Raw genomic sequence first — 13339 nt, forward strand, 5'->3', positions numbered from 1 at the left:
CCTGCTGCCGCCCCGCACCCCATCTGCCCATGGACGGAGCCCACCGACCATCGCCTCAGCCCGGCGAAGCTCGACGGCGACGGCGCGTGGTGGCGGAAAGTCTCGCCTTCGGCCATTCCTGCGGCGCTCTTATGGCGCCGGGGCGGGCGCCGGGAGAAGGGCGAACAGCCGCGCCTCCTCCGCACCACCGGGCCGTGGAAAGCTGCCGAGGCTCCGGAACCGCTCCGGATGCGCAGCGATCGCCGCCTCCAGGCGCTCGCGCAGCCAGGCATCGCCCCCTTCCGCCACGGCGACGTAGCCGACGCCGAGGCGGTCGAGCCCGATCATCAGTTCTTCCGGGGTTTCGTAAAGCGGCGCCCCGGCCGCAGGCCCGGGCCCGCGCACAGTGAATGCCGTCCGCGCCGGCACCACGAAGCTCTTCAGCGCGCGGTCACGCTGGGCCACGGCCGCCACCAGCGCGCCCTCTCCCTCCGCCCCCGCCACCACCAGCAGCGCCGGCGGGCGGCTAGTATCGGCCAGGAAGGTCTGCGCCACCGCGTCGAGCCCCAGCGCCGGCTTCGCGATCGCGCTCATCAGCCCCGGCATGGCCGCAAGCAGCATGACCAGCGCCACCAGCAGCCCGGCGAGGGTGTGCCAGCCACTGGTCGCCAGCCCCACGAGGCGCAGCCCGCCCGCCGCCGCGAGCATCACCAGCGGCGCATAGAGCGGTAGCCAGGATGCTGCGCCGCTCGGCGGCAGTCCGAACCCGCGCGCCAGGATGAGGAGAGCGGCGACGAAGGCCAGCACCAGGGCGGCCAACACCGCCGGCAGCAGGTCACCCGCCCGACCACGCCATGCGCCGCGCGTCACGAGCACGACGCCCGCCGCCGCCAGCACCGCCAGCACGGCACCCAGCCCCTCCGCCACCAGCCTCGCCTGCGCGCCGAAGGCGGGGACCGCCGATGCCCCCCGCGCGGCGGCCTGCACCATGGGGAGGGTTCCGATGGTCCACGGGCCCGCGAGCACGACAATCGGCAGCAGCGGTAGCCAGAAGGCGCCACGCCGCAGCAGCGCGAACCGCCTCGTGAGGAGCACCGCGAGCGGCGGCAGCAGCAGCAGGGCGACACCCGTCAGCTTTGTGAGGATCGCGGCGGCTGCCAGCACACCGAAAAGCAGAGCGCGACCCCGGTCCGGGCGATGGAGGAAGCCGGCATAGGCGAGGCCCGCCCACAGCGTGAGCAGGGCCAGCGGCAGATCGAGCCCCACCACCAGCGTCGCCTCGCGCAGGGGCGGCAGCGCCATGAGCACCGCGCCCACGGCCACCCCTGGCAGGGGGCCAAGGCGCCGCGCCGCCGCCCACCCCGCGCTCGCCACCAGCAGGGCGGCCAGGGCGGCGGGCAGGAGCAGCACCGCGGGAGTCGATGGCTCCAGCAGGGTCAGCCACAGGCCTTCGAGCAGGTAGAACAGGGGCGGGAAGAGGCCGAGCACCACGCGCGGAAAGTGCAGGCCATAGTCGCCGATGAAAGCGACCGGCGCGGGCAGGCCCGCAGCAAGGTAGTCGGCGACCATGAGCCCGGTCACCACGTGGCCCGCCTCCTCGGGGCCGGTGGCGGAGAACTCGGCCGTGTAAGCCCCCGCCGCACGCTGCTGCACGACGATCAGCACCGTCAGCAGCGCGGTGAGAATGAGGAAGCCGAGGCCATGCAGCGCGGCGGTACCGAGGCTTCGGCGGTGCTCTTCCCGCACCATGTCCTGCGCCAACTTCGCTCCTCCGCGCTACGCCCCTCCCGGCGGCCGGGCGCGAAGCGGCGGCGAACCGGGGTTCCCCGGCCTTCTAGAAGGAGACGGCGCCGCCGTCCATGCCCGCCCGCTTGGGACGCCGGGTCGCGCGGCGGCCGGCAAGCCTGCCCCGGGGCGCGGCGCCATGAGCGCGCCTCCCCGGCGCCATGAGCGCGCCTCCCCGGCGGCGCCATGCCCGCGCGGATCAGGTGCCCCGCTCGGCCTTGTTGAAATTGCTGAGGTTCCCCTCCCGCTCGGCCTGCTTGCGCCAGATCTTGGCGGCGGCCTTCAGCTTCGCCTCGGGAGCGATGCGCGACATCAGGCGATCGAGCTTCCGGCCCCCGCACTTCGGACACACTGGGGTGTCGGAGAAGCCGACCAGCAGTTCGCTGTCCGTGTTGCAATCCTGACAATGAAAGCCGTAGAGCGGCATCACGCGGCCTCTGTTCCGGCGCCCGGCAGCGCCTTGAAGGGACTGGCGGAGCACCCGGGCACACCCGGCCGGCGAGCGGCGGGCGCGCCGGGGCATCGCCTCACGACCACACCACAAGCAATTTTCGCGCCAATCCCACCGAACGGCGCCTCAGCGCGGCACCGTCAACCGCCCCTCTCCGTCGAACGGAAAGAAGGGATTGTGCGCCACTTCCCACAGATGGCCGTCCGGATCGGCGAAATACCCGCTCGTGCCGCCCCAGAACACCGGTTGCGCCGGCTTCACGCATTTGCCGCCGGCCGCCACCGCCCGCGCGATCACGGTCGCCACCGCCTCCGCTTCGGCGACGTTGCAAGCCAGGGTGTGGCCCCGGAAAGCCGGAAGTTCCCCGCCCGCATCGAGGGCAGCATCCTCCGCCAGCCTGTCGCGCGGATAGAGGCTGAGCACCACGTGGCCAGCGAGGAAGAAGGCAACCCCAGTTGCCGCCGCGTCCCGCCGCTCCAGCCCCATGCCGGCATAGAAGGCGCAGGCGCGGGCGAGATCGGCGACGCCGAGGGTCACCAGATGCAGGCGGAAGGGTACGTCAGGCGACATACGGATCCTCAATCGAACAGGGAGAGCTGCTCGCCCATCGGCTTCGGCCGGCGAAAATGGGCGGTGGAGAGCTTGGCGCGGCGCCCGTCGAGCCCGAGCCGGCGCGCGGCGATCTCGAAGCGGCGGCCGAGGGTCCAGGCATAGGGCCCTTCCCCGCGCATGCGGCCGCCAAAGGTGGAATCATAGTCCTTGCCGCCGCGCATCTGCTGGAGCAGGGCCAGCACGTGGCGGGCCTTGTCCGGGAAATGGGTGACGAGCCATTCGCGGAACAGGTCCGCCACCTCCAGCGGCAGGCGCAGCAGCACGTAGCCCGCCTCCCGCGCGCCGGCGGCCTTGGCGGCGTCGAGCAGGCGCTCCAGCTCCATGTCGTTGAGGGCGGGAACGAGCGGCGCCGTCATCACCGCCGTGGGGATGCCCGCCTCGCTCAGCCGCTGAATGGTGCCGAGCCGGCGCTGCGGGCTCGCGGCGCGCGGCTCCATGATGCGCGAGAGGTGCGGATCGAGCGTGGTGAGCGACACCGCCACCTTCGCCAGTCCCTTCTCCGCCATGGACGCGAGGATGTCGATATCGCGCGCCACCAGCCCTGACTTGGTGACGATGGCCACCGGATGGCCGAAGTCACGCAGAACCTCCAGGATGCGGCGCGTGACCTGGTATTGCCTCTCTATGGGCTGGTAGGGGTCGGTGTTGGTGCCCATGGCGATGGTCCGCGGCTGGTAGCCGGGGTGCGAGAGCTCCCGCGCCAGCAGCTCCGGCGCGTCGGGCTTCACGAATAGCTTGGTCTCGAAATCGAGCCCCGCCGACAGGCCGTGATAGGCGTGGGTGGGCCGCGCGAAGCAGTAGACGCAGCCATGCTCGCAGCCGCGGTATGGATTGATGGAGCGGTCGAAGCCGACGTCCGGTGACTGGTTGCGGGTGATGACGGTGCGGGCGCGCTCCTCGGTCACCTCGGTGCGGAAGGGGGGCAGGTCTTCCAGCTGCTGCCAGCCGTCGTCGAAGCGCACCCGCGCCGCCGGCTCGAACCGCCCGGCTGCATTGGAGACCGCGCCCCGGCCCCGCCGCCGCCCCTCTTCCACCTGCGCCTCGACGCGGGCGGAGGCAGCGGGCGCAGCCGGCTGGCCCACCCCGCCCCCATCCGCCGTCGCGATCCGGGAGGCCTCGGCGGACACGCGCGCGACTTCGGCCTTATCCTCGCCCAGGCGACCCGTGACACGCTTGGCGGAGGTCCTTCCCGACGGCCGGGGCTTGGCCGCCGCCGGCAGGATCGGCGCCGCCCCTTTTTCGGCCAATGCGCGCCGCGTGCCACGCCGACGCGACGCGCCCTCAGCCTCGGGAGGCGGGGCAGGCGTAAGTACGAGCTGGGGCGCATCGATGTTCATGAATCAAACGCTAACACCACGCCACGAACAAAACAAGAACAGTGAAACGAAAAGCCGCTTCCGGGGCTGATCGCGCCTTGGCGGAAAGCGTTACTCCATTGTACGCTGAAGTACGCTTCCGACAGCGGTTGCCAGATGTCGGAGGCTCCGTTAAAGCCCGTAGAGGCTGTGCGCTCAGGGAGAATAAAATGGCGGAACATGCGACGATCGAGCACGCCACCGCCAACGGCAATAACTTTGCCGAGCACCTGCGTTCATATGCTCTATTCACGGCGCTCGCCAAATGGGCAACCGCGACGGTCGCCGCCGTGCTCGTCCTTATGTGGATCTTCCTCCTCTGAGCCTTTGAAAAGCCCGGAGCACTGGAGACATCTCAGATGAAAATCGCTGTCGTCGCCGAGGCTGACCTCGGCGAGCCGAGGGTTGGTGCAACCCCGGATACGGTGAAGCGTCTCGTGGCCCTCGGTGGCGATGTCGCCGTCGAGAGCGGCGCGGGCCTCAAATCCGGCATCCTCGATGCCGAATACGTCGCGGCCGGCGCCACCATTGCCGCATCGACGGCCGACGCCCTGTCCGGTGCTCAAGTGGTACTCAAAGTGCGGCGTCCCGAGGAAGCCGAACTTTCGTTGTATACACCGGGCACCATCGTGCTCGCCATCATGGACCCGCACGGCCATGAGGCCGCGCTCGCGGCCATGGCGAAGGCCGGCATCAGCGCCTTCGCCATGGAGCTGATGCCCCGCATCACCCGCGCCCAGGTGATGGACGTGCTCTCCTCCCAGGCCAATCTCGCGGGCTATCGTGCCATCATCGACGCCTCCTACGAGTTCGGGCGCGCCTTCCCGCAGATGATGACCGCCGCCGGCACCGTTCCCGCGGGCCGCGTGTTTGTCATGGGCGCCGGCGTGGCGGGCCTGCAGGCCATCGCCACCGCGCGCCGCCTCGGGGCGATCGTGACCGCCACCGACGTGCGGCCCGCCTCCAAGGACCAGGTGGCCTCGCTGGGCGCCAAGTTCATCGCGGTGGAGGACGAGGAGTTCAAGCAGGCCGAAAGCGCCACCGGCTACGCCAAGCCCATGTCCGCCGAATACCAGGCCAAGCAGGCGGCGCTGGTGGCCGAGCACATCAAGAAGCAGGACGTCGTGGTGACCACGGCGCTCATTCCCGGCCGGCCTGCGCCGCGCCTGCTGAGCGCTGAGATGGTGGCCTCCATGCGCCCCGGCTCGGTGGTGGTGGACCTCGCGGTGGAGCGCGGCGGAAACGTGGAAGGCTCCGTCGCCGGGCAGGTGGTGGAAATCGGCGGCGTGAAGATCATCGGTCATCACAACGTGCCGGGCCGGCTCGCGGCTTCCGCCTCTCCGCTTTACGCGAAGAACCTCTACAACTTCTTTGAGACCATGGTGGACAAGTCGGCCAAGACGCTGGCGGTCAAGTGGGACGACGAGCTGGTGAAGGCCACCCTGCTCACCCGCGACGGCGCCGTCGTGCATCCGAACTTCATCCCGAAGACCGAGGGAGCCGCGTGATGAATCCCGTGACAGCCCAAGCCGCGGCAGATGCCGCAGTCCAGGCGCGCGCCGCTGCCGAGATCGCCCGCCAGGCCGCCGAAGCGGCCCAGATCTACGCCGACCAGGCGGCCACCGCCCTCGGCGCGGCGGCCAGCGCCGCCACCGGCGGGGCCATCGACCCGTTCGTGTTCCGCCTGTCCATCTTCGTGCTGGCGGTGTTCGTGGGCTATTACGTGGTGTGGTCGGTGACCCCGGCGCTCCACACCCCGCTCATGAGCGTCACCAACGCCATCTCCTCCGTGATCGTGGTGGGCGCCCTGCTCGCCGTGGGCGTGACCACCGTGGGCGATGCCTCGCACGCCTGGTGGGCGCGCATCTTCGGCTTCATCGCCCTCATCCTCGCATCGGTGAACATCTTCGGCGGGTTCATGGTGACCAGCCGCATGCTCGCCATGTACTCGAAGAAGAAGTGAGGCCCACGATATGAACATCAATATCGCGGCCGCGCTCTACCTTGTCGCGGGCGTCCTTTTCATCCTGGCGCTGCGCGGCCTCTCGCACCCCACCACCTCGCGGCGGGGCAATCTGTTCGGCATGGCGGGCATGGCCATCGCCGTGCTCACCACCCTGGCGCTCCAGCCCCCGGCGGACGCGGTGGGCTGGGTGCTGGTGATCGCCGGCATCGGCATCGGCGGCGGCATCGGCGCCGTGGTGGCCAAGCGCATCGCCATGACCGCCATGCCGCAGCTGGTCGCGGCTTTCCACTCGCTGGTCGGCCTCGCGGCGGTGCTGGTGGCGGCGGCGGCGCTCTACGCGCCGCGCGCCTTCGGCATCGGCGATCCCGGCCACCTGCACGGGGCGAGCCTCATCGAGATGTCGCTGGGCGTGGCCATCGGCGCCATCACCTTCACCGGCTCGCTGATCGCCTTCGCCAAGCTCAACGGCAACATGAGCGGCAAGCCGATCATCCTGCCGATGCGCCACTTCATCAACGGCGGCCTCGGCCTGCTGCTGATCATCCTCGTCATCGCGTTCGTGAACACCGGCTCGATCGCGCTGTTCTGGATCATCACCATCCTGTCGCTGGTGCTCGGCGGCCTGCTCATCATCCCCATCGGCGGCGCAGACATGCCGGTGGTGGTGTCGATGCTGAACTCCTACTCGGGCTGGGCGGCGGCCGGCATCGGCTTCACCCTGGGCAACACCGCACTCATCATCACCGGCGCGCTGGTGGGCTCCTCGGGCGCCATCCTCAGCTACATCATGTGCAAGGGCATGAACCGGTCCTTCATCTCGGTCATCCTCGGCGGCTTCGGCGGTGATTCCGCCGCGGCCGGCGCGGGCGGCAAGGGTGACGACCGGCCGGTGAAGCAGGGCTCGGCGGACGACGCGGCCTACATCATGCGCAACGCCGAGAAGGTCATCATCGTGCCCGGCTACGGCATGGCGGTGGCCCAGGCCCAGCACGCCCTGCGCGAGATGGCTGAGTTCCTGAAGGAGGAAGGCGTGGAGGTGAAGTACGCCATCCACCCGGTGGCGGGCCGCATGCCCGGCCACATGAACGTGCTGCTCGCCGAGGCGCAGGTGCCCTACGACGAGGTGTTCGAGCTGGAGGACATCAACTCCGAGTTCGCTCAGGCCGACGTCGCCTTCGTCATCGGCGCCAATGACGTCACCAACCCCTCGGCCAAGACCGACCCGCAATCGCCCATCTACGGCATGCCCGTGCTGGACGTGGAAAAGGCCAAGACCGTGCTCTTCATCAAGCGCGGCATGTCGGCCGGCTATGCCGGCGTGGAGAACGAGCTGTTCTTCCGCGACAACACCATGATGCTGTTCGGCGACGCCAAGAAGGTCACCGAGGACGTGGTGAAGGCCTTCGGCCACTGAGGTCGCGCAGCGCGCCTCCGGACCCAGGCCGGAGACGCAGCGGGAAACATGGACGGCCGCCGGAGACAGCTCCGGCGGCCGTCGCCGTTAAGAACGAGTCCATGTCGCGCCGGGCCGGCCGCTTTCGCGATTCAACGCGGGTCGAAAAGCCACTAAGCTCGCGACGGGCCGGGACAGGAGACGGCGCGGGTGGGACGGGCAGCCGGACCACCGAGGCGAGGGGGCGGAACGGTGAGGGGTCCAGGGTTTCGCGGTGTCGCCACGCCGTCATTGATGGCGCCGGGTGGCGAAGCATGCCGCGCGGCAGCCGCGTGCGCAGCCGGTTTCCCCACCCTCCACCGCACGGATAGCCGGCCCTTGCTGGACGAACCCGCCTGCGCCGGCCGGAAGCGCCCCCGCGCCGCGGCTGGGCACGCGCGGCACGCCCCCCGGATCTGCGGCGCAACGCGCCTGAAGCCGGCCAAATGCCCGTCCCTCCCGCATGCGGGAGGCTTGGCATGAGCACGCCGCGCGGCATCGTCCGCCTCCGCTTCGACCAGGGCTTCCCGCTGGACGCGGCGGTGGGCCTCGTGGACCATTTCGCCGATCTCGGCCTCAGCCACCTTGCCGCCTCGCCCGTGCTGGCGAGCCGCCCCGGCCTGCCCGGCGGGGTGGTGGACCATGACGCCATCGCCCCCCGCCTCGGCGGGGAGGAGGCGTTGCGGCGCCTCGCGACAGCCCTGCGCCGCCGGGGCATGGGCCTCATCCTCGACATCGCCCCCGCCTTCATGGCCGTGGGCGGCGACGACAATGCCGCCTGGAGGGAACTCCTGGAGTGGGGGCGCGACGGCGCGCGCGCGCACTGGTTCGACGTGGACTGGCGTGGCGCGGACCCCACCCTGCGCAACAAGGCGCTGCTCCCCTTCCTCGACCACCCCTATGGCGAGGTGCTCACGGCGGGCGGCCTGCAGCTCGCCTTCGAGGGGGCCCGCGGCGCGTTCCTGGTGCGCCACCGCGACCACGCCTTCCCGATCTCGCCGCTGGACTACGCGACGGTTCTGGAGGCCTCTGGCCTTTCCGATGCCGCCCCCCTCGCCGCCCCCTTCGCGCGGCTGTCCCGGCTGCGGCCCGATCTGGAGCAGGCGGAGGCCGCGCGCCGCGCGCTCGCGGACGCGGCCGCGGCGCCGGAAGGGCGGACCATCGTCACCGCCGCCGCCGGCGCGTTCGATTCGCGCATCGCCGGCGGCGCGGAGCGCATGCACCGCCTGCTGGAGCGCCAGGCCTACCGCCTCGCCTGGTGGGGCACCGCCGCCGATGCGCTGAACTGGAGCCGCCACCCGCGCCACGGCACGCTCGCGGCCATCCGCGTCGAGCGGCCGGATGTGTTTGATGCGACCCACGCCACCCTCCTGCGCCTCTTTGGCGAGGGCCTCGTAGACGGCTTCGTCATCCGGCAATGGGATCTCCTGGCGGACCCCATCGGCTACGCCCGCCGCCTCCGGCTGAAGCTGGAGACGGCCGCCGGCCAGCGGCCCGCCGGGCTTCCCGTGCCCTATCTCGCTGCCGCCGCTGCGCCGGCGGGCGGGATGCCGCGGGCCGGCTGGAGTGTCGCAGGCACCGCCGGCGCGGAAGCGCAGGACGCCCTTTCGGCCGTGCTGCACGATCCCGCGGGCGGCACGCCCCTGTCCGACATCTGGATCTCCACCACCGGCGAGCGGCAGCGCTTCGGCGACCTGCGTGCCGCCACCCGCCGACAGGCGCTGGACGCGCAGTTCGGCGCCCGGCTCGATGCGGCCGTGCTCGCCCTGCACGAAGTGGCCGCCGCCGATCCCGCCAGCCGCGACACCACGCCCGCCGCCATCCGCCGCGTGGCCTGCGAGCTGGCCGTGGCGCTTCCCGTCCGCCGCACCTATGCCGGGCTCGACGGCTTCGACGAAACCGACGCCGCCCTGTTCGCGGCGGCCCTCGCCCGCGCGCGGCGGCGGCTCTCGCCCCTCGACCAGCCGGCGGCAGACCGCATCGCGGGCTGGCTCGGCGGCGAGGCGCCGCGCGCCGTCGGCGATTTCGAGCAGGCCGGCGCCCGCGAGCACGCCATCGCCCTGTTCCAGCAGCTCACCGCCGCCCTCGACCGGGTGGCGACCGACGAGATGCTGCTCTCGCGATATGGCCGTCTCATCTCCCGCAACGAGACGGGCTCCGACCCCACCCTCATGGGCCTTGCACCAGAGGCTTTCCATGCCCGCATGGCGGCCCGCGCTGCCCACAGCCCGGACGCAATCACCGCCACGTCCGGCCGTCGGCTCGGAGAGGATGCGCGCATGCGGCTCGCCGTGCTGAGCGCGGCGCCGCGGGTGTGGGACGAGATGCTGCGCGGGCTCATGGACCTTTCCCGCCCCCTGCGCGCCCGCCTGGCGGAAGGGGTCGCGCCCGCACCGGCCGATGCGTCCATGCTGTTCCAGGGCATTCTCGCCACCTGGCCGCCAGCGCTGCGGCCCGATGATGCGCTCGGCCTCGGCGACCTCCAGGAGCGACTGCGGGCGTGGTGGCTGAAGCTGCTGCGCGACGCCCGCCTGCGCACCGGGCCGGAGAGCGGCGATCCCGCCTATGAGGCGGCCTGCGAGGCCTTCCTCGCCGCCCTGGTGGAGGGCCCAGAGGGACTGCCCGCGCGGCGGAGCATCGCCGCCATCGTACCGCGCATCGCCCGCGCGGGGATGATCAACGCCTTGTCACAGGTGGTGCTCAAGTGCACCGTGCCGGGCATTCCCGAGCTGGTCCAGGGCACCGAATTCTGGGACTACAGCCTGGGCGAGACCGATGCCGCCCGCGCGCCGGCTCCCTTCGCGCGCGGCGCCCCCGCCGCTGACATACGGCCGGACCTGCTGCTGGACAGCGCCCACGACGGCCGCGTGAAGCAGGCCACCCTGGCGCGGCTGCTGCACCTGCGCGCCGCCGAGCCCGCGCTGTTCCGCGAGGGGGACTACCTGCCGCTCACGGTGGCGGGCGCAAACGCGGGCCACATCCTGGCCTTCGCCCGCCGGCTGCGCGGCGCCACGCTCGTCACCGTGGTGACCCGCCTCGCGTTCGGCCTCCTGGAGCCGAACGGCGCCCTGCCGCGGGTATCCCCGGAACGATGGGCCGGCACCTGCGCGGCGCTGCCCGTCGGCGGCCCCTACCGCGATGCGCTCACAGGCCGCTCAGTGGAGGCTCCAGAGGGCCATCTCGACCTCGCCGTGGCGCTGGCGGACTTCCCGGCGGCGGTGCTCCTCAAGGCGTGAGCCGAGGCGGGGAACGCGGCGCGGCGGACGGGCGTTGTGGCGGCAAGGCCCCATGCAGCGTACGTGCGCAGGGGCAGCCAGGGAGACCGTCATGTCCAAGGCCCACAGCCACGCCTCCAACCCCGCTTCCAAGTCCAAAGGCGCGGCGCCTCCGGCAAGCGCGCCCCAGCCCATGGGCGGCGAAGCCTGCCGCACCCCCGATTCCCTCGCCCGCCAGCTCGACGAGGAGCTGGACCAGAGCTTTCCGGCCAGTGACCCGCCCTCCATGGTCCGCAACACGCCCGCCACCATCTGCCACCCCGAGGAGACGCCAAAGAGCGAGGCCCACGGGGGCAAGAAGCGGCATAAATAGAGAGCCGACGCGGGCAACGCCGCCGACGGTTTGCGGCGCGGGCGCAGCACGAGCGCCCGGACGGGGCGCCGTTCGCGCACCGTGAGGAAAGGGCAAGCACTCGCGGACCGCCCCGATCCGAGAGCCCCCTCGGCGGTGACGCCCTACGGCGGAAAAATAATCCCGCCCCTCCTCCAGGGTGCGCCGTGCCGCTGGGACAAAGACGGGCGGCGATGCCCTGGAACGCGCCTCACGTCCTGCTCCCCTCCCCTGCGGCAGATGCGGCGAGGCCCGACCGCCTGCCGCAATGCAGCATTCCGCCTGATTCTCCGGCTTTCCCCACTTCCTGCGCCCTGTGGTCCATCAGCCCCTTGGCATGACCGGCGGCGCGCATTACGAAACACCCAGACCGCCGCCATTCGCCACGGCGCGCGGGCGCGACCCCACGGGTCCGGAGGGTCCTTCCTCGGTGATCGTCGAGAGCTCACCGCGCCCTTGGGGCGCCGGTTCCAGGGGAGTGTCCGCGCATGTCGCGAGACAGATGAAGCGGGTCACGGTTGCCTTCGCCGGCGAGGCCGCCGAACTGATCGGGGGAAAACCGGCTCCACGGAGGGACTTCATCGATGCGTAACAAGGTTTTCGCCGACGCGAAAAGTGCTCTCGACGGCATCCTTGCCGACGGCATGACCATCATGGCCGGCGGCTTCGGGCTCTGCGGCATTCCCGAGAATCTCATCGCGGCCATTCGCGACCTCGGCCCCCGGCACCTCACGGTGATCTCGAACAATTGCGGCATTGACGACTTCGGCCTCGGCATCCTGCTCGCCAACGACCAGATCAAGAAGATGGTCTCGTCCTACGTGGGCGAGAACAAGCTGTTCGAGAAGCTCTATATCGAGGGCGCGCTGGAGCTGGAATTCAACCCCCAGGGCACGCTGGCCGAGCGCATCCGCGCCGGCGGCGCCGGCATCCCGGCCTTCTACACCAAGACCGGCTACGGCACGATCATCGCCGAGGGCAAGCCCACCGCCGAGTTCGACGGCCACATGTACGTGCTGGAGACCGCGCTCCACGCGGACCTCTCCATCGTCAAGGCGTGGAAGGCCGACAAGGCGGGCAACCTCGTCTACCGCAAGACCGCCCGCAACTTTAACCCGATGATGGCCACCGCCGGCAAGATCACGGTGGCCGAGGTGGAGGAACTGGTGGAGGTCGGCGCGCTCGATCCCGATCACATCCACACGCCCGGCATCTACGTCGATCGGATCGTCGTCAGCAAGGACGCCGAGAAGCGGATCGAGAAGGTGACCACCCGCAAGCGCGAAGAGGTGAAGTGAGATGGCCTGGACCCGTGACCAGATGGCGGCCCGCGCCGCCCAGCAGATCCGCGACGGCTTCTACGTGAACCTCGGCATCGGCATCCCCACCCTGGTGGCCAACGCCCTGCCCCCCGGCATGACCGTGACCTTCCAGAGCGAGAACGGCATGCTCGGCATCGGCCCCTTCCCCTATGAGGGCGACGAGGATGCCGACCTCATCAACGCCGGCAAGCAGACCGTGACCGAGGTGCCGGAGACCGCCTACTTCTCCAGCGCCGATTCGTTCGCGATGATCCGCGGCGGTCACATGGACCTGTCCATCCTCGGCTCCATGCAGGTGTCCGAGCACGGCGACATCGCCAACTGGATGGTGCCGGGCAAGATGGTGAAGGGCATGGGCGGCGCCATGGACCTGGTGGCCGGCGCCAAGGAAGTGATCGTGCTCATGGAGCATGTGGAGAAGTCCGGCGCGCCGAAGCTGGTGGAGCGCTGCACGCTCCCCCTCACCGGTACCCATGTGACCGACTTCGTCATCACCGACCTTGCCGTGTTCGAGTTCACCAAGCGCGGCGGCACGCTGGTGCTGAAGGAGCTGGCGCCGGGCGTCTCGCTCGACGAGGTGAAGGCCAAGACCGCCGCAAAGTTCGAGGTCGGGCTCTGAGATCCGCTGCGGCGCACCGCCCCTGGCGGCGCGCCCGGCCATGATGCGCGGGCGGGGCGGCGAAGGCTGCCCCGCCCGCTTTCGTGCGGTCGCCGGCGGAACGCGCCGCAACACGGAGCGCACCCCCTGCCGGGAGGACGCACCGCTGCCGAACGCCCGATTTGCCGCATTGCCGAACGAACGCTCGCTTGACTTTTCCACCGCCGGGCGTG

12 protein-coding genes are annotated in these 13339 nt (G+C 70.9%); 8 read left to right on the top strand and 4 right to left on the bottom strand.

The window, feature by feature from the left end:
• Positions 1–129 precede the first annotated feature (129 nt).
• The 4 genes from V5F61_RS14580 to V5F61_RS14595 form a co-directional block, all read right to left on the bottom strand.
• Positions 130–1740, bottom strand: coding sequence for a hypothetical protein (locus V5F61_RS14580; protein WP_393988697.1), 1611 nt, complete (start codon positions 1738–1740; stop codon positions 130–132).
• A 223-nt stretch (positions 1741–1963) separates the two neighbouring features.
• Positions 1964–2191: an FmdB family zinc ribbon protein gene (locus tag V5F61_RS14585; protein ID WP_393988799.1), complete on the bottom strand. Its 228-nt coding sequence runs from the start codon at positions 2189–2191 to the stop codon at positions 1964–1966.
• A 150-nt stretch (positions 2192–2341) separates the two neighbouring features.
• Positions 2342–2785, bottom strand: coding sequence for a VOC family protein (locus V5F61_RS14590; protein ID WP_393988696.1), 444 nt, complete (start codon positions 2783–2785; stop codon positions 2342–2344).
• 8 nt (positions 2786–2793) lie between these two features.
• Positions 2794–3909 carry a PA0069 family radical SAM protein gene (locus V5F61_RS14595; RefSeq protein WP_393988798.1) on the bottom strand — a complete coding sequence of 372 codons (1116 nt, stop codon included), beginning with the start codon at positions 3907–3909 and terminating at the stop codon, positions 2794–2796.
• A 443-nt stretch (positions 3910–4352) separates the two neighbouring features.
• On the opposite strand from V5F61_RS14595, the gene V5F61_RS14600 reads away from it, so the two are divergent.
• From V5F61_RS14600 to V5F61_RS14635, 8 genes are all read left to right on the top strand, one after another.
• Complete coding sequence (locus V5F61_RS14600) at positions 4353–4505, top strand: aa3-type cytochrome c oxidase subunit IV (RefSeq protein WP_393988695.1); 153 nt, start codon at positions 4353–4355, stop codon at positions 4503–4505.
• A 36-nt stretch (positions 4506–4541) separates the two neighbouring features.
• Positions 4542–5690, top strand: a complete 1149-nt coding sequence (locus V5F61_RS14605; protein WP_393988694.1) for a Re/Si-specific NAD(P)(+) transhydrogenase subunit alpha — start codon at positions 4542–4544, stop codon at positions 5688–5690.
• Complete coding sequence (locus tag V5F61_RS14610) at positions 5690–6145, top strand: proton-translocating transhydrogenase family protein (RefSeq protein WP_393988693.1); 456 nt, start codon at positions 5690–5692, stop codon at positions 6143–6145. Before V5F61_RS14605 ends, V5F61_RS14610 begins: the two co-directional genes overlap by 1 nt.
• Positions 6146–6155: 10 nt before the next feature.
• On the top strand, positions 6156–7562 hold the full coding sequence (locus V5F61_RS14615) for an NAD(P)(+) transhydrogenase (Re/Si-specific) subunit beta (RefSeq protein ID WP_393988692.1): 1407 nt from the start codon (positions 6156–6158) through the stop codon (positions 7560–7562).
• Between the two features lie 497 nt (positions 7563–8059).
• Positions 8060–10816, top strand: a complete 2757-nt coding sequence (gene treY, locus V5F61_RS14620; RefSeq protein WP_393988691.1) for a malto-oligosyltrehalose synthase — start codon at positions 8060–8062, stop codon at positions 10814–10816.
• A gap of 91 nt (positions 10817–10907) precedes the next feature.
• Entirely contained in the window at positions 10908–11168 is a 261-nt protein-coding gene (locus tag V5F61_RS14625; RefSeq protein WP_393988690.1) for a hypothetical protein, read from the top strand.
• Between the two features lie 602 nt (positions 11169–11770).
• Positions 11771–12484, top strand: a complete 714-nt coding sequence (locus V5F61_RS14630) for a CoA transferase subunit A (RefSeq protein WP_393988689.1) — start codon at positions 11771–11773, stop codon at positions 12482–12484.
• A gap of 1 nt (position 12485) precedes the next feature.
• Complete coding sequence (locus tag V5F61_RS14635) at positions 12486–13127, top strand: CoA transferase subunit B (protein ID WP_393988688.1); 642 nt, start codon at positions 12486–12488, stop codon at positions 13125–13127.
• The last annotated feature ends 212 nt before the right edge of the window (positions 13128–13339 follow it).

The organism is Xanthobacter sediminis (assembly GCF_043195015.1).
Classification (GTDB): Bacteria; Pseudomonadota; Alphaproteobacteria; order Rhizobiales; family Xanthobacteraceae; genus Xanthobacter.